The 22,581-nt window shown below is 61.7% G+C and carries 20 protein-coding genes and 1 tRNA gene; 10 read left to right on the forward strand and 11 right to left on the reverse strand.

Annotated elements, in window-relative coordinates:
• Positions 1-10: 10 nt before the first annotated feature.
• Positions 11-916, reverse strand: coding sequence for a LysR substrate-binding domain-containing protein (locus tag ACM6IT_RS26815; RefSeq protein WP_056726281.1), 906 nt, complete (start codon positions 914-916; stop codon positions 11-13).
• Between the two features lie 228 nt (positions 917-1,144).
• On the opposite strand from ACM6IT_RS26815, the gene ACM6IT_RS26820 reads away from it, so the two are divergent.
• From ACM6IT_RS26820 to ACM6IT_RS26845, 6 genes are all read left to right on the forward strand, one after another.
• Positions 1,145-2,263 (forward strand): ABC transporter ATP-binding protein, encoded by a 1,119-nt coding sequence (locus tag ACM6IT_RS26820; protein ID WP_414919009.1) that lies wholly within the window; start codon positions 1,145-1,147, stop codon positions 2,261-2,263.
• A 15-nt stretch (positions 2,264-2,278) separates the two neighbouring features.
• Entirely contained in the window at positions 2,279-3,199 is a 921-nt protein-coding gene (locus ACM6IT_RS26825; protein ID WP_414919010.1) for an ABC transporter permease, read from the forward strand.
• Positions 3,199-4,005 (forward strand): ABC transporter permease, encoded by an 807-nt coding sequence (locus tag ACM6IT_RS26830; protein ID WP_056726284.1) that lies wholly within the window; start codon positions 3,199-3,201, stop codon positions 4,003-4,005. The genes ACM6IT_RS26825 and ACM6IT_RS26830 overlap by 1 nt, the downstream gene beginning before the upstream one ends.
• A gap of 27 nt (positions 4,006-4,032) precedes the next feature.
• On the forward strand, positions 4,033-5,079 hold the full coding sequence (locus ACM6IT_RS26835) for an extracellular solute-binding protein (RefSeq protein ID WP_056726285.1): 1,047 nt from the start codon (positions 4,033-4,035) through the stop codon (positions 5,077-5,079).
• Positions 5,080-5,139: 60 nt separating this feature from the next.
• Positions 5,140-6,594 carry an amidase gene (locus ACM6IT_RS26840; RefSeq protein WP_414913355.1) on the forward strand — a complete coding sequence of 485 codons (1,455 nt, stop codon included), beginning with the start codon at positions 5,140-5,142 and terminating at the stop codon, positions 6,592-6,594.
• A gap of 87 nt (positions 6,595-6,681) precedes the next feature.
• Positions 6,682-6,758: transfer RNA gene (locus ACM6IT_RS26845), tRNA-Met, on the forward strand.
• A 169-nt stretch (positions 6,759-6,927) separates the two neighbouring features.
• Here ACM6IT_RS26845 and ACM6IT_RS26850 read toward each other — a convergent pair.
• The 7 genes from ACM6IT_RS26850 to ACM6IT_RS26880 are packed head-to-tail and all read right to left on the reverse strand — an operon-like array spanning position 6,928 to position 14,525.
• On the reverse strand, positions 6,928-8,106 hold the full coding sequence (locus ACM6IT_RS26850) for a pyridoxal phosphate-dependent aminotransferase (RefSeq protein WP_414919011.1): 1,179 nt from the start codon (positions 8,104-8,106) through the stop codon (positions 6,928-6,930).
• Between the two features lie 49 nt (positions 8,107-8,155).
• Complete coding sequence (locus tag ACM6IT_RS26855; RefSeq protein ID WP_056726288.1) at positions 8,156-8,845, reverse strand: ABC transporter permease; 690 nt, start codon at positions 8,843-8,845, stop codon at positions 8,156-8,158.
• A 13-nt stretch (positions 8,846-8,858) separates the two neighbouring features.
• Positions 8,859-9,572, reverse strand: a complete 714-nt coding sequence (locus ACM6IT_RS26860) for an amino acid ABC transporter permease (protein WP_056726289.1) — start codon at positions 9,570-9,572, stop codon at positions 8,859-8,861.
• A gap of 36 nt (positions 9,573-9,608) precedes the next feature.
• Positions 9,609-10,385, reverse strand: coding sequence for a transporter substrate-binding domain-containing protein (locus tag ACM6IT_RS26865; RefSeq protein ID WP_056726290.1), 777 nt, complete (start codon positions 10,383-10,385; stop codon positions 9,609-9,611).
• Between the two features lie 54 nt (positions 10,386-10,439).
• Positions 10,440-11,255 (reverse strand): ABC transporter ATP-binding protein, encoded by an 816-nt coding sequence (locus tag ACM6IT_RS26870; RefSeq protein WP_409078423.1) that lies wholly within the window; start codon positions 11,253-11,255, stop codon positions 10,440-10,442.
• A 50-nt stretch (positions 11,256-11,305) separates the two neighbouring features.
• Entirely contained in the window at positions 11,306-12,889 is a 1,584-nt protein-coding gene (locus ACM6IT_RS26875) for an amidohydrolase (protein WP_414913354.1), read from the reverse strand.
• A gap of 34 nt (positions 12,890-12,923) precedes the next feature.
• The gene (locus ACM6IT_RS26880) at positions 12,924-14,525 is read right to left on the reverse strand and encodes a 5-guanidino-2-oxopentanoate decarboxylase (protein ID WP_414919012.1); all 1,602 of its coding nucleotides are present in this window, start codon (positions 14,523-14,525) and stop codon (positions 12,924-12,926) included.
• A 275-nt stretch (positions 14,526-14,800) separates the two neighbouring features.
• On the opposite strand from ACM6IT_RS26880, the gene ACM6IT_RS26885 reads away from it, so the two are divergent.
• Positions 14,801-15,919: a succinylglutamate desuccinylase/aspartoacylase family protein gene (locus ACM6IT_RS26885; protein WP_056726293.1), complete on the forward strand. Its 1,119-nt coding sequence runs from the start codon at positions 14,801-14,803 to the stop codon at positions 15,917-15,919.
• A gap of 54 nt (positions 15,920-15,973) precedes the next feature.
• Here ACM6IT_RS26885 and ACM6IT_RS26890 read toward each other — a convergent pair whose 3' ends face one another.
• Entirely contained in the window at positions 15,974-17,083 is a 1,110-nt protein-coding gene (locus ACM6IT_RS26890; RefSeq protein WP_056726294.1) for a DUF2817 domain-containing protein, read from the reverse strand.
• Positions 17,084-17,249: 166 nt separating this feature from the next.
• Here ACM6IT_RS26890 and ggt point away from each other — a divergent pair, with 166 nt between their 5' ends.
• A complete protein-coding gene (gene ggt, locus ACM6IT_RS26895; protein ID WP_414919013.1) occupies positions 17,250-19,082 on the forward strand; it encodes a gamma-glutamyltransferase in 1,833 nt (610 codons plus the stop codon).
• Between the two features lie 258 nt (positions 19,083-19,340).
• Here the strand turns inward: ggt and ddlA are convergent, their stop codons facing one another.
• Entirely contained in the window at positions 19,341-20,435 is a 1,095-nt protein-coding gene (ddlA, locus tag ACM6IT_RS26900) for a D-alanine--D-alanine ligase (RefSeq protein ID WP_056726296.1), read from the reverse strand.
• Between the two features lie 165 nt (positions 20,436-20,600).
• Between ddlA and ACM6IT_RS26905 the strand changes: the two genes are divergently transcribed.
• Together ACM6IT_RS26905 and ACM6IT_RS26910 are read left to right on the forward strand one after the other, a co-directional pair.
• Positions 20,601-21,410, forward strand: coding sequence for an AraC family transcriptional regulator (locus tag ACM6IT_RS26905; RefSeq protein WP_414919020.1), 810 nt, complete (start codon positions 20,601-20,603; stop codon positions 21,408-21,410).
• A 76-nt stretch (positions 21,411-21,486) separates the two neighbouring features.
• Positions 21,487-21,855 (forward strand): cupin domain-containing protein, encoded by a 369-nt coding sequence (locus tag ACM6IT_RS26910; RefSeq protein ID WP_056726297.1) that lies wholly within the window; start codon positions 21,487-21,489, stop codon positions 21,853-21,855.
• 12 nt (positions 21,856-21,867) lie between these two features.
• Here the strand turns inward: ACM6IT_RS26910 and ACM6IT_RS26915 are convergent, their stop codons facing one another.
• Positions 21,868-22,467 (reverse strand): flavin reductase family protein, encoded by a 600-nt coding sequence (locus tag ACM6IT_RS26915; RefSeq protein WP_056726298.1) that lies wholly within the window; start codon positions 22,465-22,467, stop codon positions 21,868-21,870.
• Between the last annotated feature and the right edge of the window lie 114 nt (positions 22,468-22,581).

Genomic DNA, 22,581 nt, shown 5'->3' on the forward strand with positions numbered 1-22,581 from the left:
CCAGGACTTCTCAGGCGCGGATCACCGCCTCCGGGAAGTCCTGCTCCAGTTCGCTCTTTAGCCAGTCGATAAACCACGCCACGTCCGCCGAGAGTTCGGCGGACGGCGTCAGCACCCGATAGCTCTCCAGCTTCACTTGCGCGTCCACCACCCGCACCAGCTTGCCGCTATGGAGCTCTTCGCGCACCAGCACTTCGTTGGCAAGCGCAATGCCCTGCCCGCTCTCGGCCACCGACAAGGCGTGGTCGTTGTTGACGTAGAGCATGTCCGAATTGAGGTGGATGTCGAGGTCATTGGCGGCGAACCACAGGTTCCACCACTCGCCGTCATCGACGTGGATCAGGTTGTGCTTCACCAGGTCCGCGGGACTGTCGATGGGCTCGACGCTGGCCAGATAATCGGGGGAACAGATCGGAAACACCCGAGGACAAATCAGGCTGGTGCGCGAGTGGGCATATTGGCCGTCCAACCCGTAGACGATGCCCAGGTCAGCGCTTTTGCCATCCACCTCGGTGAAGGTCGAATTGGGTTCGATGGCGAATTTCAAGCCCGGACGCAGGTGCCGCATAGCCTCGATGCGCGGCATCAGCCAGCGCTTGGCAAACCCCGGCACCACCATGATGCGCAGCCAGCGTTCGGCGTGCTTGGGTTGCGCCTCTTTTCCGGCCTCGATGATCAACTGCAAGGCGGCGGTGATCTTGCGGTGGTACTTCTCCCCCGCCGTCGTCAGGTTGACCCCGCGAGAGGTACGCTCGAACAGTTGGATGCCTAGCCAGTCTTCCAGCAATTTCACGTGGCGGCCGATGGCCGGCTGGGTCACGTGCAGGGCCTTGGAGGCTTCGACATAGCTGCCCAACCGGGCCGCGGCATCAAAGGCACGCACTGCGTTGAGCGGCGGCAAACGGTGGTCAGGCATGGTATTCGGGCGCCTTCTGCTGTTAAATTTTTTAACAGCCCCTATGTTAAAATTGAAGTTTCGCCCCCGCAACCCCTCGCTGATAATCGATCCACAGCAAAACAAAAAAACAGCTGGTTACAACACCCGAACGCAATCTCGATCCTGCCCAGAAAAATAATATCCATGGCCCGACGACACAGCTGTTTTCAGCACGTGCGCAGGCGATGGGGGAATCGGAGGTAACGCATGAATGCCCTGCATTCGCTGCAAACGCTGGCGGTGTCCATCCGCTCAGTGCGCAAAGTCTACGGTGATCCAAAGACTGGCCCGGTGGCGCTCAAAAGCATCGACCTGGACATTCGCGACAACGAGTTCTTCACCCTTCTCGGCCCATCGGGCTGCGGCAAAACCACGCTCCTGCGGATGATCGCCGGGTTCGAATTCCCTACCGAAGGCGAGATTCTGCTCTACGGCGAAAACATCGCCGACCGCCCGCCCTTCCAGCGCCCGGTCAACACGGTGTTCCAGCATTACGCGTTGTTCCCGCATATGACCATCGCCGAGAACCTGGCCTTCGGCCTTGAGTCCCACCCGATGGGCAAAGTCCTGAACAAAACGCAATTGGCCGAACGGGTGCGCGAGATGCTCGCCCTGGTGCAGATGGAACGCTTTGCCAACCGCAAGCCGGCGCAACTTTCCGGCGGTCAGCAACAGCGTGTCGCCCTGGCTCGTGCATTGGCGCCGCACCCCAAAGTCTTGCTGCTCGACGAACCGCTCTCGGCGCTGGACCTCAAGTTGCGCCAGGCCATGCGCGAAGAGCTGAAAACCATTCAGGCCCGCACCGGCATCACCTTCATCTTTGTCACCCATGACCAGGAAGAAGCCTTGACCATGTCCAACCGCATCGCCGTGTTGTCCGAAGGCGAGGTGCAGCAGGTCGGCCGTCCGGAAGACATCTACGAACGCCCGCGCAATCGCTTCGTGGCGGACTTCATCGGTGAAACCAACTTCATCGAAGGCACGGTCACCCGCATCGAAGACGGCCTGGCCTGGTTCGCCGGCCCCGCCGGTCATCCATTGCCTGCACAGCCGTGCAGCGATGTTCGAGTCGGGGCCAACGTCGCACTGTCCGTACGCCCCGAGCGTTTGCATCTGGTGCCGGGCAATACCGAATGTGCCTTGCCATGCCGAATCGAAGCGCAGATCTACCTCGGTACCGACCTGCAATACCAGGTCAGCCTGAGCGACGGTTCGCGCCTCACCGTGCGCACCCCGAACTGCGTCGACCAGAGCAAACGCTTCGCCGTCGGCACCCAGGCCGGTCTGTTGTTCGACCAGGGCAGCGCCAGCGTCCTGCACGATTGAGCACGAGGAATCGCCATGCACGCTTTACCGATTGCCAATACCCTGGAACGTCGGCGGGCCTTCCAGAGCTTTCTCGGTGTCAGCCCCGCGCTGATCGCCATCGGCCTGTTCCTGATCGTGCCGATCCTGATCGTCATCGGTTACTCGTTGATGGAGGCCAACCCCTACGGCGGGGTGAACAAGGTATTGAGCAGTGACGCCTACACCTCGTTGCTGTTCGAACGACAACTGGATGACAGCCTGGCCTTCGCCGACTCCTACCTGATCATTGCCCTGCGCTCCATCGGCATCGCCGGGCTGACCACCCTCATCACTTTGCTGATCGGTTTTCCGGTGGCGGTGTGGCTGGCCATGCAGCCGCCCCATCGTCGTGGTCTGCTGATCTTTCTGATCACCGTGCCGTTCTGGGCCAACCTGTTGATCCGCACCTATGCGTGGATTCTGCTGCTGCGCAATACCGGGGTGATCAACAACAGCCTGATGGGCCTCGGAGTGATCGACCAGCCGCTGCAACTTCTCTACACCGACGGCGCGGTGCTGCTGGGGCTGGTTTACACCTACGCGCCCTTCGTCGTACTGCCGATCTACGCCACCCTGGAAAAAATGGACATCCGCCTGCTCGAAGCGGCTCAGGACCTCTACGCCGGACGCATTCGAACCTTGCGCAAGGTGGTGTTGCCGATCGCCAGGCCGGGGATTCTCGCCGGCGCCATTCTCACTTTCGTGCCTTGCCTGGGCGCGATGATCGCCCCGGAACTGCTCGGTGGCGGCACGCGGATGATGCTCGGCAACCTGATCTTCCGGCAGTTCAGCGATGCGCGCAACTGGCCATTCGGCGCGGCCCTGTCGCTGGTGCTGATGGCGGCGGTGATGTTGGTACTGACGGTTTATGCCCTGCGTGCCGAGCGCCAGCGCATCGCCAAAGGAGGTGCGTGATGATCAGCCTGTTCAAACGCAACACGCTGGGTGTGCAGGATTTCCCGGGCTTCGGCGGTTTCAGTTTTCTGTTCTACCTGTACCTCTACGCGCCGATCGTGGTGCTGGTGGTGTTCTCGTTCAACGCCAACCAGTCGGCCACGGTGTGGACCGGTTTCAGCCTCGACTGGTATCGCGCGGCCTTCGCCAACCAGGCCCTGCGCCAGGCGGCCGGCAACAGCCTGTTGATCGCGGTCTGCGCCAGCATGGTCGCCACGGCCATCGCCACCCTCGCCGCCCTCGGCACTTCACGGGGTGCGAAGTTCAAGGGCCTGCAACTGTCCATGGGCGCGATCATGTTGCCCCTGGTGCTGCCGGAAATCGTGGTCGGCGTCGCCACCCTCGCGCTGTTCTCCACCATCGGCCTGTCCCTGGGCTACGGCAACCTGATCATTGCGCACACCGTGTTCTGTATTCCGTTTGCCTTTCTGCCGATACGGGCACGCCTGAACGACATGGACCTGTCCCTGGAACAGGCCTCGGCCGACCTGTATGCCGGCCCGTGGCGGACCTTCCGCAAGGTCACCCTGCCGCTGCTGATGCCGGGGATTTTCTCCGGGCTGATGCTGGCCTTCATCGTGTCGCTGGATAACTTCGTGATCTCGATGATGGTCTCCCAGGCCGGCACCACGACCTTGCCGATCTTCATCTTCGGCCTGTTGCGCATGGGCGTGACACCGGACGTCAACGCCGTCTCGACCCTGATCCTGGGCGTCTCGGTGCTGTTCGTCACGCTCTCTTATCTGCTGGGCAAAAAGAAAACCTGAACCTTCTACGTACTGTGGGGAAATAGCATGAGCAAGTTGATTGCAAGCATCGGCACTTCGTTGTTCCTGACTTTACCGCTGACCATGGCCGGCAGCGTTCAGGCCTCGGAAAAACTCAACGTGGTGAGTTGGAGCGGTTACTTTTCGCCGGAGATTCTCGCCAAATTCCAGAAGCAGACCGGCATCGAAGTCACCGTTGACTCCTACGATTCCAACGAAACCCTGCTGGCCAAATTGAAGCAGGGGGGTGCCGGTTATGACGTGGCGATCCCGTCGCACCAGTTCGTGCCGATCCTGATCAAGGAAAAACTGCTGGAGCGTTTCGACCCGGTCAACCAGCCCTACTACGCCAGCGTCGTCGACAACCTGAAAAAACCCACCTGGGACCCGGAAGGCGCCTACTCCGTGCCGTTCATCTGGGGTACCACCAGCGTGGTGCTCAACACCGAGCGCTACAAGGGCCCCACCGACAGCCTCAAGGTGCTTTACGAGCCACCGGCCGAGCTGCAAGGGCGGATCAACATGTTCGACTCGGTCAGCGACGTGGTGGACATGGCCAGCCTGTACCTGAACATTCCGCTGTGCAGCGAAGACCCGAAGCAGATGCAGCAGGTTCTGACCCTGCTCAAGGCGCAGAAACCCTTCGTCAAGACCTATAGCTCCAAGGCCGGCTCGATCCGCGAAAACCTCGCCTCGGGTGAAATCGACATGTCGACCTTCTGGGGCGGCTCGTCGATGCGTGCCCGGGAGATGAAACCGAGCCTGAAATACCTGTACCCGAAAGAAGGTGTGCTGGCCTGGGTCGACAACATGGTCATCCCGACCGGCAGCAAGAACCCGGCGAACGCCAAGGCCTTCATCGCGTTCCTCAGCCAGCCTGAAAACGCGGCGATGACCCAGAACTTCCTCAAGCACCAGAGCCCGATCAAGGGTGTGGAGCCGTTCCTTGATGCGAGCCTCAAGGACGCGCCGGAACTGCACATTCCCGAAGGCACCAACGTGGTGTTCAGCAAGACTTGCGGCGAAGGCGCGATCCGCCTGGCCGACCGTCTCTGGACCAACCTGATGCGTTGATCTCTACCGCCCCGACGCGATGGCGGGGCGTTTTTCCAGCCGTCTGAAAGGCCGCTTGCAATGAACTCTAATAACATCAGCGAACTGGTCCTGTTGCAGGCCCACGAGCTCGCCGAACGCATCCGCCTGCGCCAGGTTTCCTGCCGGGAAGTGATGCAGACTTATCTTGCCCACATCGAACGCTTCAACCCGCAGGTCAATGCGCTGGTGAGCCTGCAAGCGCCAGAAGACCTGCTGGCCCGGGCCGATATCCGCGATGCCGAACTGGCGAAAGGCCAATACCGTGGCTGGATGCACGGCCTGCCCCACGCCATCAAGGACTTGTCCCTGACCCGTGGCATCCGCACCACCCTGGGTTCGCCGCTGTACAAGGACTTCATCCCCGAGCGCGACGGCATCATGGTCGAGCGGATCAAGGCCGCCGGCGCGATCATCATCGGCAAGAGCAACACCCCGGAATTCGGCCTCGGCTCGCAAAGCTATAACCCGCTGTTCGGCGCGACCGGTTGTGCCTACGACCCGAGCAAGACCGCAGGCGGCAGCAGCGGTGGCGCGGCGGCGGCGCTGGCCATGCACCTGGTGCCGGTGGCCGACGGCAGCGACATGATGGGCTCACTGCGCAACCCGGCGGCCTTCAACAACATCTTCGGGTTCCGTCCGTCCCAGGGCCGCGTGCCCTTCGATGACAGTGCCGACCTGTTTATCGACCAACTCGGCTACGAAGGCCCCATGGCTCGCAGCGTGCGCGATGCGGCGTTGCTGTTGTCGGTGCAGGCCGGGGCCGATGCGCGGGCGCCACTGTCCATTGCCCAGCCCGGCAGCGTCTTTGCGGCACCGCTGGATCGAGACTTCAAAGGCACGCGTCTGGGCTGGCTCGGCGACTTCAACGGCTACCTGCCGATGGAGCAAGGCATCCTCTCGCTGTGCGAGAAGGCCTTTGTCGACTTCGAAAGCCTGGGTTGCCACATTGAACCGGTTCAGTCCGAATTCGCGCCAGAGAAGCTGTGGAGCAGTTGGCGGACGTTGCGTCACTGGATGGTCGCCGGTTCGTTGGGTGCGACTTATGCCGACCCGCAAAAACGTGCGCTGTTGAAACCGGAGGCCTGCTGGGAAGTGGAAAACGGCCTGAAACTCTCGGCCACCGACGTGTTTGCCGCCTCGGTGACGCGCAGCGACTGGTATCGGGCGATCTCCAGGCTGTTCGAAAAATACGACTACCTGCTGCTGCCCAGCGCCCAGGTGTTCCCGTTCGATAAAACCCAACCGTGGCCCGCCGCCATCGAGGGTGTGACCATGGACACTTATCACCGCTGGATGGAGGTGGTGATTCCCGGCACCTTGTCCGGCTGCCCGGTGGCCAACGTACAGGTCGGCTTCAACGCCAGCGGCCTGCCCATGGGCCTGCAAATCATCGGCCGGCACCAGGCCGACTTCGCCGTCCTGCAACTGGCGCACGCGTACGAACAGGCCAGTCGCTGGTTCCAGCGCTGCCCTTCACCCCTGCTCAAAGGATAGATTTTGATAAACGGTTGAAAGCGCAGAGAAATATTTTAGATTTATGCTTGACGCATCCCCGTTACCGGTGAATAATGCGCGCCACTTGGCTACATAGCTCAGTTGGTTAGAGCATAGCATTCATAATGCTGGGGTCCGGGGTTCAAGTCCCTGTGTAGCCACCAAGTACTAAAAACGGCTTACCGCAAGGTAAGCCGTTTTTTTATGCCTCGAGAAAAGTACGCTACGGCGACAGGAAATCCTGTGCCGCCGTATTGAAGTTGTCGCATCGGATTTCGAATGGCTGCCAAGGCAGACAGGGGCAGGCCCCTACGCCCGTTGGCAGCAGAAACGTCATTGTCCGCGAAGGCGCTCGATGAATCCTGCAATTCGACCGCACGCATCACTGAGCGCTGCGTCGGAGACCGTGAACGAGATGCGTACGAAGCCCGCGGTGCTGGCGCCAAAAGCGCTGGCATCGAGTACGGCAACACCGGTTTCACGGAACAGTTGCCAGGCAAAGTCCGTGCTCGACAAGCCCGTCTCCCGCACATCCACCAGCATGAACATGCCCGCCTCAGGCACCTTGCACTTGAGCAGCGGCACGTGGCGCAATCCTTCGACCACCAGGTCTCGGCGCCGACGGTAAAGAGCCCGCCCTTCCCCGACCACTTGCTCATCCAGCTCCAGTGCCTTGAGCGCGGCGGCCTGAATGAACCCCGGCAAGCCGTAGAGCATGCACAGCAACAGGTTATCGAGGTGGCCGATCAGCTCTTGCGGTCCCACCACCCAGCCTACCCGCCAGCCGGTCATGGCATGGGATTTGGACAGACTGTTAAGCACCACGGTGCGCTCGGCCATGCCCTCAAGGGTGGCCACACTCTGGTGCGGACGGTCATAGGTCAGCTGACCGTAAACCTCGTCGCTGATGACCCACAGGTTATGGCGTTGAGCAATCAGCGCAACGGCCTCCAGCTCCTCGCGGGTGTAGACGTTGCCGGTGGGATTGTTCGGCGTGGCCAAGGCGATGCCACGGGTCTTGTCGGTCACCACCGCTTCCAGCGCGGCCAGGGTCAGGCGGAAGTCTTCTTCGGCCGGCTGGGCAATCGGCACCAGGCATGCACCTGAAGCCTGGATGCTCGCCGCGTACGTCAGGTACATGGGTTCCGGCACCAGCACTTCATCGCCTTGTTCGAACAGGCACATGGCCGTGGCATACAAACCGTTCTGTGCGCCGGCCACCAGCGCCACGTTGTCGGCGGACACCGGCTGGCCGAGCAACGCCGACTGCTTGGCGGCAATCGCTTCGCGCAGGGCCGGGCGACCGATCACGTGGGTGTAATGGGTGTCGCCCTCATTGATTGCCTGAACCGCTGCCGCGCATATTTCATCGGCAGTGGCGAAATCCGGATCGCCGATGCTCAACACGATCGCATCTTCACCGCGAGCCTGTGCATCACAGGCTGCGTAGTGAATGTCCCAGGCGGTGACGGTTTCGCCACTGATGCGTTTGACCATGGACGAATATTTCATATGACACTCCTTATGAGCCCTTGGGCCGATGTGTCCATCGACCTTGAAGTCAGGCCTGACGTTGCGGCGTTTTGCCTATCCGGGCAAAACCTTGCTCAATGACAATCGCCAGGATGATGTAGATCACCGCCACCACCAGCAGCGGCTCATAGACACGTAATGTTTGCGAACGTACCAGGTTTGCCGCGCCCAGCAAGTCGGTAACCGCCACGGTCGAGGCCAGCGCCGTGGCCTTGAGCAGCATCACGCTTTCCCCGGCCAATGTCGGGCGCAGCATCTGCAAGGCGCGCGGCATCCACACCCGGCGCAACACCAGCCAGGGGCGCATGCCATAGGCCCGCGCGGCTTCCAGTTCGCCACGCGGTACCGCGCGCAAGCCACCGCGCAACACTTCACCGACGTACGCGGAAACGCTCAAGGTCAGCGCGAACGCCACGTACCAGAAGCCTTCTCGCAAGTACGGCCAGAACATGCTGCCGCGAATCAGCGGGAAGGTCGCAAAAACACTGCCCACGCCGTAGTACAACACGTAAATCTGCACCAGCAGTGGCGTCCCCCGCAGCACGCTGGTGTAAAAGCGCAGGCCGTTGGACAGCAAGCGGTTCTTCGACAAGCGCCCCAGCGCCACGAGCACCGCCATGAAAAAGCCGATAACCCCCGAGATCAGCAACAGCTGCAGGGTCAGTCCGGCGCCCTTGACCAGCTCCTGGTAAAAATTGCCCAGCCAATGAAAGTCCATGCTCGCCCTCCCCTTATGCGTGCCGTGGCATCCAGCGTTCGAAGCGCACTTCGACCCGCCGGAAGACTGAGCTGGAAACCAGCGTGATCAAGTAATAGAACGCTGCCACGGCGAGGTAAAACAGCAAATAGTGCTTGGTCGATGCCGCCGCCTGGCGACCCGCTGTCAGCAATTCGCTGTAACCCACGACGCTGATCAAGGCGCTTTCCTTGACCAGCACCAGCCACAAGTTGGATAACCCGGCGATCGCGAAGGGCAGCATGCACGGCAGGATCACCCTCCTCACCAGCAAACTGCGGGAGATTCCGTAGGCGCGCGCCGCTTCAATCTGACCGTGGGGGATGGACTCGATCGAACCGCGAATGATTTCCCCCGAATAGGCACCCTGCACAATGCCCAGCACCACCACGGCAGCCATGAACCCGTTGATCTCGACGCTCGGCTGGCCGAATGCGGCCAGCGTCAGGTTGATCAGATCGGCACCGGCGTAGTAGAGCAGCAGGATCAGCAGCAATTCCGGCACCGCGCGGTAGAGCGTGGTGTAGCAATTGGCGCAAACGACCATCCAGCGCGGCCCCTTGAGCTTGACCATGGCCACGACCAGGCCGATGGCCAGCCCCAGGACAAAGGCCCCCAGGGAAATCCCCAGGGTCTTGACCATCCCCTGGGCCAAGGCCTGGAGCCAGCCATCGCTGAAGAACAGCCGGGAAATATCAGAAAGTGTCATGAGCACACCTGCGTTGGGTTTGCCGGAAGAAGCTGATTACTCAAGGGCCGAGATATCAGACTTGAAGTAGCGCTCACGGATCTTTTCGTAGCTGCCGTCGGCACGCAGCGATTGCAGCGCCACGTTCAAACGCTCGCGCAGGGCATCGTTGCCTTTGCGCACACCCGCGCCCACACCATCGCCAAACAGCGGGTCAAGCGGAGCCACGCCCTTGCTGGCGAGCATTGAGTTGTCGGGGTTGTCCAGCAGCGGCTCAACCACCAATTGGTCGGCCAACATGATGTCGACGCGACCACTGCGCAGGTCCGCGAGGATGTCGTCCTGGTCGTTGTAATAACGGATGGTGGAGGTTTCGCCGTAGTACTTTTTGACGAACGCGGCGTGGGTGGTCGAACCCTGCACACCAATGATCTTGCCCTTGAGGCCGGCCGGGGTCGGCTCGAGCTCCATGCTGCGATCACCGATCCACAGTGCGCGGGTGAAGAAGTACGGCTGGGTGAAATCGATCACTTGCTGACGCTCGGGAGTGATCGACAACGAGTTGAGCACCACGTCAACCTGTTGCGACTTCAGGGCCGGAATCAGGCCGTCCCAGGACATTTCGTTAAGGCTGCAATCGGCCTTCATGCGCTCGCAGACTGCGGTGATCATCTCCGGTTCAAAGCCACTCCACTCGCCCTTGCCGCTCTTGAAGGAGAACGGCGGGTAAGGTTCCAGGGCGATACCAAACACCAGTTTGTCAGCAGCGAACGAGGTGCTGGCGATGCCGGCCAGCAGGCAGGCTTGCAGGGTGATCAACAGAGTTCTCTTCATGTCTTGATGCCTCTTTTCAGGTTGTAGTTATCGAGGTGAAAACATCAGTGCGGGTTATCCGCGATTGTCCTGGGCCATCACGAATTGACGGCAACGCTCACTGCGTGGATCGAGCAATACCTGCTGCGGCGTACCTTCTTCTTCGATCCGGCCTTGATGCAGGTAGATGACCTTGCTCGACACATCGCGGGCGAAGGCCATTTCGTGGGTGACCAGAATCATCGTCCGCCCCTCTTCGGCGATGCCCTGAATCACCCGCAACACTTCGCCCACCAGCTCAGGGTCCAGGGCCGAGGTCGGCTCATCGAACAGCATCACTTGCGGGCGCATGGCCAGGGCCCGGGCAATCGCTACGCGCTGTTGCTGGCCACCGGACAGAAACGAGGGATACACGTTTCGCTTGTCGATCAGGCCGACTTTTTCCAGCAAGTGCTCGGCATGCGCCGTGGCTTCCTTGCGGTCCTCGCCAAGTACGTACACCGGCGCTTCGATAACGTTTTCCAGCACGGTGCGGTGGGGCCACAGGTTGAAACTCTGGAACACCATGCTCAAGCGCGTGCGCAGACGCTCGACCTGACGCGGATCGGCGATCTGCGCGACGCCACCACGCCCTGACTTCAAACGCACTTCCTCGCCGTTGATTCTCAGGCTGCCGCTGCAGGGGATTTCCAGCAGGTTGATGCAACGCAGCAAGGTACTTTTGCCCGAACCACTGGAACCGATCAACGAGACCACCTCGCCCTCTTTGGCGCGCATCGAAATGCCCTTGAGCACGTGGTGATCGGCATAGCTCTTGTGCAGGTCATCGATGGCAACGACTGCGGTGTCCGTGTGTGACTGGGGGATATTCACGTGGGTGAGTGCTTGCACGTCTGGATCCTCGAATTCTGATTGTTCAGGCAGGCCGGGCAACGCCACGACTATTCGTCGTCGCGCGCCGGGATCCACCACTCTTCACCACGTACGGTGCGTATGTACTCCGGCCAGCGGAAGCGATGAGGGGCTTGAAAGTCGGCCGGCAATAGCGGCGCCTGCCAGTGCTCGCCACCGATGCCGCCGCCGGTGCGCTGGTTGAACTCGTCCGTGGCAGCCTTCAGCAGGTCTTCGTTGCAGAACAGGTCGAGCAAGGTGTTGGCAATGGTTTTCGCCGCCACCTCGATCATCGGGTCGATGGTCTGCGGTATGCCGCCCAGGGCATTGGAGACCCAATCCGGGTACACGTGGCCGGCGGGAGCGCTGAGCATCGGGCGGGCCACCAGCAGACGCACGGTCGGGCAATGCCAGGTGTATTCGGGGTAGTCGTCGGAGGTCAGGTACTTCTGCCATGCCGGCATTTGCAGGCGCATCTGCCGTTCGCATTCCTGCGGGTCGATCAGTTGTTCAGTGGCTGGCAGGAAGGGCTCCGCCATCGGTTCCAGGCCGAGATTGCTCTGGATCTGGCGGGCAATGTCACAGGCCTCGGCGCCCCAATGCGGTGCGCCGACGGCGGCCAGGTTGCTGTACGTCGCACGCGCCAGCACGTGGTTGGGCAGCCCCCCACGGGACTTGCAGACCCAGGTCTTTTTCCACTGGCAACCGGTGGCCATCGCTGCAGCGGCGGCGTTGTTATCCATCACCTGGGAAATGGTTTCGGCCTGCTCGATCGAGTCGCAACGCAGCAGGTACTGGATCTGTGACAGGTGCGGTGGCAGGTTGTCTGCGGTGGCCTGCCCGGCCGTCAGGATGGCCTCGTTGTAACTCCACAAACCGGTGAACGGCAGGGTCGAACGGCGCAGGCTTTCGTTGAGGTTGTAGAAGTGCATCAGCGCATCGTTGGCGCCCGGTGCCCGCGCAGCCAGGTGATTCTGCGGGATCGGACTATAGCGGTCGGCGGCAATCCAGTGTTCCGGGTCTTCGCAGGTGAAGCTGTAGATGTAGGCGTAAGCAATGCCGCAATGGGTATCCCAGGTGGTGGTGTTGTTCAGCGGCAACATGTAGGTGGGGTGAAAGCTGATCGCCGCATCCAGGTTGTCGTAGTAACCCTTGGCCGCGTGTACGGGTTTGGACGCACGGAGCTTTTCCGCCGGCTCACCAAAGAAACGAATGGTGCCCTCGATGCCGAACTCAAGCATCGCCGCCTTCGCCGCGAGCACCCCGCCCAACGCACTGATGCCGAGCGCAGAATGCGGGTCGGTGTGGCCAGGAGCGAATCGCGACAAACCTTCGCGGGGCATCTTGCGGGTGGTGGCAGCCTGGCAGTTACCGGGGACCGCATCGTATTCGGCGTAGGTTGCCAGCACCGGTCCCTGGCCATTACTGAAGGTTGCGCAAAACGCGGTGGGCATGCCGCCGCTGTTTTCTTCGACGGTGAAACCTTCCTTGCGCAACAGATCCACATACCAGGCACAGGACTTGTACTCGCGAAACGCTGGCTCCGCGTAGTGCCAGATGATCTGGTGCCAATCCGATAACTGCTGGCGATGCTGGTCGATCCACTTCAGGGCAAATCTCTTCTGCAATTCCATGCGGTTCACTCCTAACGGTTCAGCAAATGGCGGCTCAGGCAGACAGAAAAGCGGCGGCGTCCAGTTCCAGCAGAATCGGCTGACGGATGTGGGCCTGGCTGGCAAGTACCTCGCGCAACTGCTCAAGGCTGCTTATGGCGATGTGGGCGACGTGGCAGGACTTGGCCAACGCGGCAAAGTCCGGTGGCAGGATGTCCACGCCCAATGGGGGAATATCGCGGTTGGTCATGTAGTCGCGGATTTCGGCATAGCAGTGGTTGTTCCACAGCACCACGATCACCCCCAACTCTGCTTCACGGGCAGCGATCAGTTCGGCACTGGAGAACTGCACGCCGCCATCGCCGACCACCGCCACCACGGGACGATCGGGCGCGGCGAGCTTGGCGCCGATGGCCGCCGGCAAGCCGTAACCCAAAGTGCCAAAGCCGGTGCCGGCGTTGAACCAGCTGTTGGCTTGCGGGGCGCGATAACCCAGCGCGCCCTGATACACCGGCTGGGTCGAATCGCCGACCACGATCGGCGCGGGCAGACTGTCGCGCAGGGTGTCGAGCATCTGCTGCATGACGTTCTGCTTGCTGCTCCAGCCGGACCGTTCGGCAGCGTTGACCTGTGCCACACGCTGATAGGCCCAGTCGCTGGCGGCGGCTTCAGGCACTGCCGCCAGGAGCGCATGCAGCCCTTGCCCGGCATCGCCCAGCAAGCCCACGTCGGCGCGAGCCGCCCCCAATATCTGCAAGGGATCGATGTCCAGGCGAATCAGCGGCGCATTGAGTGACAGCGGGCCCAGACCAAAGAAGTCGTAATCGGTTTCCCCCAATTCGGTACCGACTGCCAATACCACGTCGGCTTCGGCAAACAGTGCACGGCCATGAGCCGACGACTGCACCCCGTCGAGCAACAGCGGGTGCTCCGGCGCAAGCAGGCCACGGGCATTGGTGGTGAGAGCGACCGGCGCCTGCAACTTTTCCGCCAGTGCCTGCACCAGCGGGCCTGCGCCTCGGGCGCCGCCACCGACGAGGATCAACGGCTTGCGCGCCGTCGCCAGCAGCTTCACCGCCGCCGCAATATTCGCGGCAGCCGGCGCCGGGGCTTGCGGCAAGCTACGTGGGCGCAGGTCGAGGTTGTCGGCCGGCATTTCCAGCACGTCCAACGGAATTTCGATGTGCACTGGACGCGGGCGGGCACAACCGAACAGCGCGAAGGCACGGGCAAGCACTTCCGGCAATTCCTCGGGCCGCTGCAAGGTATGGCTGAAGGCGCAGACCCCGGCAACCACTGCACGCTGGTCGGGCATTTCATGCAGGTAGCCATGGCCCAGGCGTTGATGTTCGCGGCGGCTGGTGGTGGAAATCACCAACATCGGCACCGAGTCGGCGTAGGCCTGGCCCATGGCGGTGAGGATGTTTGTCATCCCGGGGCCGGTAATGATGAAGCATACGCCAGGCTTGCCGCTGGCCCGGGCGTAGCCGTCCGCCATGAAGCCTGCACCCTGTTCGTGACGCGGACTGATGTGGCGCAGAGAACTGCCGTGCAGCCCGCGATAAAGCTCGACCGTGTGCACACCGGGAATGCCGAACACCGACTCCACGCCGTAGCCTTCAAGTAACCGGACGAGCGCCTGGGCACAACTGGTCATGCGAGCACCTCTTTATTCTTATTGGGAATGCCAGGCTCACAGAGACCTGAACCGAGGGCCCTAGTATTGGTGACGAAACGATTACATCAATCGAAATAAATTTGCGTCACTGTCAAATTTTATTGAACGGTCTTATGGCGCATTTCGGCGTGTCGCTGCCGGTCAATGGATCATTTTGCTCACCTGTGACGGGTAAATTATTCGATTGATGGGGCCACTCATTTTCATAAAGATGAAACCCTCGGCACTTGCCCCTCTGTCTCAAGGAACGCTTTATGCGCGTCGAGCATCAGCCCCTGTTGACCCGCACCCCCTGTACCCAGCGGCACCTGATCAGCTTCCATTACGGCCGGCCGGGACGCGCCGGCAAGGTTTATCTGCAAGCCAGCCTGCACGCCGACGAATTGCCCGGCATGCTGGCACTGCATCACCTGCGTGGAATGCTCGACAGTGCCGAGGCTCGCGGACAGATTCTCGGGGAGATCGTGCTGGTCCCCATCGCCAATCCGATTGGCCTCGAACAGACCTTGATGCACGACGCGATGGGGCGTTTCGATTTCAACAGCGGTGAGAATTTCAATCGCCGGTATCCTGATTTGGCCGAGACAATCAGAGATCGGCTGGCCCATGAGCTGACCGGGGATGCCGATGAAAACCGGCAGATCATTCGGCGCGCCATGGCCAGTGCCCTGAAACAGATCCGCCCGAGCAGCGAGATCGACTCGATGCGCCAGGCACAATTGCTGCTGGCCCACGACGCCGACTTCGTCCTCGACCTGCATTGCGATGCCCAGGCCGTGGTTCACCTGTACGGAGAAACGCCCTGTTGGTCGCAGATCGAACCGCTGGCACGCTACATCGGCGCACAGGCCAGCCTGCTGGCCAGCGGTACGGGCGCCGGTTCGTTTGACGAGGCTTGCGGTCAACCCTGGTGGCGCCTGGCCGAAGCGTTTGCCGGGCGCTTTCCGATCCCTTCCGGCTGCGTCGCCGCTACCGTCGAGTTACGCGGTGAAGCGGATGTCGATCATGCATTGGCCCGCGTCGATGCCGCCGCCCTCTACGCCTTCCTGCAACACCGGGGCATCCTCGCCGGCACACCGCCGCCGATGCCCGCCCTGCTCCAGCCCGCAACGCCCTTCGACGGCTCGCTGACCTTGCGCGCCCCCTGCGCCGGGCTCGTGGTATTCCTGCACAAACCCGGCGCGTGGATCGAGCGTGATGAACCGGTGGTGCACGTCATAGACCCCATCACTGGCGCTACGCAGGTTGTATGCAGCTCCATCCGTGGCGTGATGTACATGCGCAGTGCGATTCGCTTTGCGGCGGCGGGGGTTGAATTGTGCAAAGTGGCCGGGGCTACGGCACTCGAAGGCGGCGTAATGGTTTCGGCGTGATGGTGCCGCGGTCACAGGCCAGCCTGGACCGCGGCCATCGGCCACTGAGGAGGGTCAGTTGCGAACCGTCGGTAATGCCGACAACGCCCGCTCCCAGATCTGCCAGGTGCGCAGCCAGACCATCGCCTGCCAATCGGCGTCGGCGGGATAGAACTGCTCAAGCAGATTCAGCTTGATCTCGCGCCCCGTTGCGTCATTCGGGTTGCCGTGCAGATGCAGCCAGTGATCATCGCGCAGATGACGGTGAACGTCCGGTCCCGGATAAGTCCCGCACTCAATGACAAACGGCATCAGGCGCACCTGCGGCAGTGCATTGATCAGCGCCTGCGAGGTGTAGCCGGTGGCCGTTGCCGCCACACCGGTTTCGCTGACGGTGTCGGCGCCGGTTTGCAGGCTGTAGAGCCACGGGCCATAAATCGCCTGCGCATCCGACAACGCCGGATAGGCGGACTCGGTGATGGTCAACAACATCGGATGACCGTACTCGCCAGCGCCGGTGTGCAAGTCGAAACACATGGCGACCTCGGCATGGGCCACGTGCGTTTGCACGATCTTGTGCAATGTGCGGTTCGACCAGCTCGGCGCCAGCCCGCCGAAAAACAGGCCATCGGGATGAGCATGCTGACCGCCCTCGACAATCGACATGACTGCCGGCCAGCCGTGCAGGTGAATCTGCTCGTCGAGCAAGGCATCGGCACGATCACGATCCGGGCCGTGCAGCTGCGGGCAGGCATAGATTTCATGCAGGGCGTTGTAGGCCTGGTTGTCTGGCAGCGGTCGCTGGAAATCCAGGTGATTGCGGTTCAGATCGATGTTGTCTTCGTTGACCCGGCGCAACCACGCCATGCCCCAGGGGTTGATGGCATGGATCATGACCACGGCGACATCCGTTGGCAGGCAGCGCTTGCCCAACTCCTGCAGCCATTTGATCTGGCAGCCCGAACCATAGAAGCCTTCGACCCCGTGAGTGCCGCTCAACGCGATCAGCAGCCGCTTGGCGCCCGGATCACCCAGCACCGCCACATCGGTGCTCAGGGGTTCGCCGAACGGCCCTTTGAGCGGGTGTGGATACTCCGTCAGCGTTGCGCCTGCCGTGGTCGCCGCGGCCAGGAATTGTTCACGCTGGGTGCGATAGCTGGAATGGGTGGGGAACTCGGTTTGCATGTCTGCCTCTTGTTGATTTACCGGCCTGCCTGTTGGCAACGACCCTACAGAAAATTCCGCCATTGATGAAGGACAAAAACATCGGTGCCGCCGGACCCGGTTTGCGTCCCTCCCGGTCGGCCGATAAAGTCCACTGATCGTAGATCCAACGGACGGAGTACCCCACGTGTTCTCAACCTACCCTTTGCGCCGCTATCGCCTGCCAGCCCTGTTTCTGCTCGCCAGTACCCTGACCCTGACCGCGTGCAACAACGCTTCGGTGCCGACGCTGCCGCTTGCACCGGAAAGCGCTTCGGGCTTTCGCACCGACCTGAAAACCCAACACGCCGAGAAATACATGGCAGCGGCGGCCAACCCGCTGGCGGCCGAAGCCGGGCGGGAGATGCTGCGCCGGGGCGGCTCGGCCATCGACGCGGCGATTGCGATGCAAGCGGTGTTGACGCTGGTTGAGCCACAGTCTTCGGGCATCGGTGGCGGCGCATTGATCGTACTCTGGGATGGTAAGGCCGTGCGCACCTACGACGGGCGTGAAACCGCCCCGGCCGGCGCCACCGAGAAGCTTTTCCTGCAACCCAACGGACAACCGATGGGGTTCACCCAGGCGCAGATCGGAGGCCGCTCGGTGGGCACGCCCGGCGTATTGCGCGCCCTGGAACTGGCCCATCAAAAACACGGACGCCTGCCTTGGGCGCAGCTGTTTGAACCGGCCATCCGGCTCGCCGAGCAAGGTTTTGCCATTTCACCTCGATTGCACCAGTTGATCGCTGCGGATTCGTCCATGCCGCGCTCACCGGAAATGATGGCTTACTTTCGCAATGCCGATGGCAGCCCAAAAGCCGTCGGCACAAACCTGAAGAACCCGGCCCTGGCCGCCGTGTTCAAACGCATCGCCCATGAAGGCCCGGATGCCCTGTACAAAGGCCCGGTCGCCGAGGAAATTGCGACCAAGGTTCAGGGTCACACCAACCCCGGCAGCCTGTCCCTGACCGACCTCGCCAACTACCAGGCCAAGGAGCGCGCGCCGCTGTGCACCGACTACAAGCGCTGGCAAGTTTGCGGCATGCCGCCGCCGTCATCGGGCGGGATCGCCGTGGCGCAGATCCTCGGCACGCTGCAAGCCCTGGAGACTCGCGACAAGCGCATGGCGCTGGCACCGCTGAAACCGGTCAAGACCACCGCCTCGGCCGGTATCGAACCCGACCCGCAAGCCGTGCACCTGATCTCTGAAGCCGAACGCCTGGCTTACGCCGACCGCGCTCAGTACGTCGCCGATTCCGACTTTGTACCCGTGCCGGTCAAGGGCCTGGTCGACCCGGCCTACCTCGCCAGCCGCGCCGCCCTGATTGGCGAACGCAGCATGGGCACGGCCAAACCCGGCACTCCGCCGGGCATCCGGGTGGCCTATGCGCCAGACCGTTCGCCGCTGCGGATTTCCACCTCGCAGGTGGTGGCCGTCGATGACGCCGGCGGTGCCGTGTCGATGACCACTACCATCGAATCGGCGTTTGGCTCGCACATCATGGTTCAGGGTTTCATGCTCAACAACGAGATGACCGACTTCTCGTTCATCCCCGAGGAAAACGGGCAAAAAGTCGCCAACCGCGTCGAGCCCGGCAAACGCCCGCGCTCCTCCATGGCCCCGACCCTGATCTTCGACCGCCAGAGCGGCGAATTCCTCGCCACCGTCGGCTCCCCCGGCGGCTCGCAAATCATCGAATACGTGGCCAAATCCACCATCGGCCTGCTCGACTGGAACCTCGATGCGCAAGCCGCCATCAACCTGCCCAACTTCGGCAGCCGCAACGGCCCCACCGAACTGGAACTGGGCCAGTTCAGCCCGATGCTGATTCAGGCGCTGAAAGACAAAGGGCACAGCGTGAGCGAGATCGACATGACCAGCGGCACCCAGGCGATTGTTCGGGTCAAGGACGCCCAAGGCAAAGCGTCGCTGACAGGCGGGGCCGATCCGCGGCGTGAGGGGCAAGCGTTGGGGGATTGAGTCGTACGCGGCGTTTTTTTATGCCTTTGAATCAAAAGATCGCAGCCTGCGGCAGCTCCTACAGGGAAACGCATTCCAATGTAGGAGCTGCCGCAGGCTGCGATCTTTTGATCTTTGCTATTAGGCCGTCAACGAATAGATCAACGCCGTAATCGCCACCAGGCCCACCGCCGTCGCTCCCGGTCGTTCAAGCCTAACGTTGCAATGCAATGAGAAAGGGCTTACCGGTGGGTAGGCCCTTTGTTTATGAGCAAGTCGCTATCGACTGATCTTCAACCCCTGCCGAACCTGGTGCTTCTCCAGCGCCAGCTCGATCAGTCGCGTCACCAGTTCGCTGTAGGTCATGCCGGTGGCCTGCCACAGTTTCGGGTACATGCTGATGCGGGTGAAGCCGGGCAGCGAGTTGATTTCGTTGATCAGCACTTCACCGGAGTCGGTCAGGAACACGTCGACTCGGGCCAGGCCGGAACAGCCCAGGACCTGGAACGCTTCGACGGCCAGGGCGCGAATGCGCTCGCTGGCCTCGACGCTGATGTTGGCCGGCACCACCACTTCAGCCGCCGTGTCGTCGATGTACTTGCTGTCGTAGGAATAGAACCCGCTGCGCACCACGATCTCGCCGCAGCCACTGGCGATGGCGTCTTCATTGCCGAGCACCGCGCATTCAATCTCGCGGCCGCTGACGGCAGATTCGATCAACACCTTGGTATCGAAACTCAAGGCCAGTTCCACCGCTGCACTGTACTCGGCCTCGTTGGTGACCTTGCTCACACCCACGGAAGAGCCCTGGTTGGCCGGTTTGACGAACAGCGGCAAACCCAACTTGCCCCGCACCTCGGCAAACCCGGTGCGCGCCGCCATGGCGCGGGTCAATGTCACGAACGGCGTCACGGCCAGGCCGGCATCGCGCAGCAGGCGCTTGCTGATGTCCTTGTCCATGCACACGGCCGAGCCGAGCACATCGGAGCCGACAAACGGCAGATCGGCCATGCGCAGCAAGCCTTGCAGGCAACCGTCTTCTCCGAGGGTGCCGTGGACAATCGGGAAGATCACATCGACGTGACCGAGCATTTCCTGGCTGGAGGTTTCCACCAATTGCTGACTGGCTTTGCCCGGTACCACGGCCAGTTCGCGATTGGACTGATTGAGGGCGATCAGCGCCGGGTTTTCCTGGTTCAGCAAAAAGTTGGAGGGGTCGTTGAGGTGCCAGTGGCCTTGTTTGTCGATGCCGATCAACACCGGCTCGAAGCGTGAGCGATCCAGCGCATCGACGATGTTTTTCGCCGATTGCAACGACACCTCATGCTCGGCCGAACGGCCTCCGAAAATGATCCCCACGCGCAACTTGCTCATGACCTGGCCTCATACTGAAAAATAAACAACGACCTGTAGCGAATGCGCCCCACAGTGCAGTATTTGCCCTTGGTTTTCTAGCGGGCAAACCGCCATCCGATCAGAAGACAGCGAACCGTTGGCTGAGATACCGTGTTGCGCATCAAACTCAAGACGATCATCACCATGGCCAAGCGTCCGCCTAGCAATGACTGGTTCCTTCGCGCGCCCGATGTCGGCGGGCTGCAGCGTTTCGAGGCGTTTTTTGCCAGCCATGGCTATGATCTGCACCGCCACGACACCTATGCCATCGGTCATACCCTGGCCGGGGTGCAGAGCTTTCAGTATCGCGGCGGCTGGCGTCACAGCCTGCCGGGCGCAACGATCGTACTGCACCCGGACGAAGCCCACGATGGCGAAGCCGGCACCGAGTCCGGTTTCCAGTACCGGATGATGTACATCGAACCGGCGCTGATCCAGCAGATGCTCGGTGGGCAAGCGCTGCCATTCATCAAGACCGGGCTATCGAACGATCCCCGCCTGTTCGCCGCCACGGGCGCGTTGCTGCGCAGCCTGGATTGCCCGCTCGATCCACTGGAAGAACAGGACGCGCTGTTCGATCTGGCGCAAGCCATGAGCACGGTTTCCGGCGCGGCGGGCAAACGCTCGGGTTTCGATTACGTGGCCGCGCAGCGTGCGCGGGAATACATCCACGGCGCCCTGGATCGCACCGTGACCCTGGATGAACTGGCGCAGCACAGCGGTCGGGATCGCTGGAGCCTGTCCCGGGATTTTCGCCTGTTGTTCGGCACCAGCCCCTACCGCTATCTGACCATGCGGCGCCTGGACCTGGTCCGTGCGCTGCTGATCCAGGGTCAGAGCCTGGTCAGCGCCGCGCTGATCGCAGGCTTCACCGACCAGAGCCACATGACCCGGCAATTTAGCAAGACCTACGGCCTGTCACCGGCCCGCTGGATCAACATGCAGCGCCGTTGAGCCACGCACAATCGTACAAGAAGCACGTTGAGTCGCTGGCTATCGTGGGTTCACCAACCACCGCGAGAGCTGTTTCATGAATGCTTACGAAAGCCTGAACTTCGCTGAAAAAATCAGCCGGATCGATTCCCACTGGTCGCCCCGGGTCATCGCCGAAATGAACAACTACCAGTTCAAGGTGGTGAAGTTGCTGGGGGACTTTATCTGGCACGACCACCTCGATACCGACGAAACCTTCATCGTGCTCGAAGGCCGGTTGCGCATCGATTTTCGCGATGGTCACGTGCTGGTGAACGCCGGGGAAATGTACGTGGTACCCAAAGGCGTCGAGCACAAGCCTTGTGCCGAGCAGGAGGTAAAACTCCTGCTGATCGAACCCAAGGGCGTGCTCAATACCGGCAGCGAAGGTGGTGAGCGCACGGCCGAGAATGATGTGTGGATTTGAGCGCTGACCGACTCAAGCCTGCAAGGTCTTGCCGTCCACCGGCTCGCCAATGGTCAGGAAGTGCCCGCCCGCCACGTGGTGCAAGGTGCGCAAGGCATCTTGCCCTTCGAAGTGCCAGCGGCCTTCGCTGAACACACGTTCGTCTGCCTGGGCGGCAATCACTTCGGCCAGGAACAGATCGTACTGCTGGTGGTTGTTCGGCTCCGGCAACAGGCGACACTCCAGCCAGGCCACACAGCCTTCGAGCATCGGCGCATCGACCGACTCGCCGGTGAACGTCTGCAGGTCGTAGGTCTCAAACTTGTCGCGCCCCTGGCCCCGGGTCAATTCCAGGCCGGAGGTCGAACCGACGGTTTGCACAATGTCGGCCTGGGCGGCGCAGGGAACATTCAGCACAAAGGTGCCCGAGGCTTCCAGCAACTGGCGAGTCCAGGTGGACTTGTCCAGCACCACGGCAATTTTCGGGGGGTCGAAGTCCAGCGGCATGGCCCAGGCTGCCGCCATGATGTTGCGCTGGCCATCGTGGGCTGCGCTGACCAGCACGGTCGGGCCATGATTGAGCAGACGATAGGCCTTGGACAAGGGAACCGGACGGCGGTGGGAAGCGCTCATGGAAGTCTGCTCCTGGGGGAAAAGAGCCGATTGTAGCGCCCACGTAACCCTGTGGGAGCGGGCTTGCTCGCGAAGGTGTCAGTTCAGTCACAGTTGCGTTGAATGACACACCGC

It is taken from the genome of Pseudomonas sp. IT-P4, assembly GCF_949767755.1.
In the GTDB taxonomy this organism is placed as follows: domain Bacteria; phylum Pseudomonadota; class Gammaproteobacteria; order Pseudomonadales; family Pseudomonadaceae; genus Aquipseudomonas; species Aquipseudomonas monachiensis.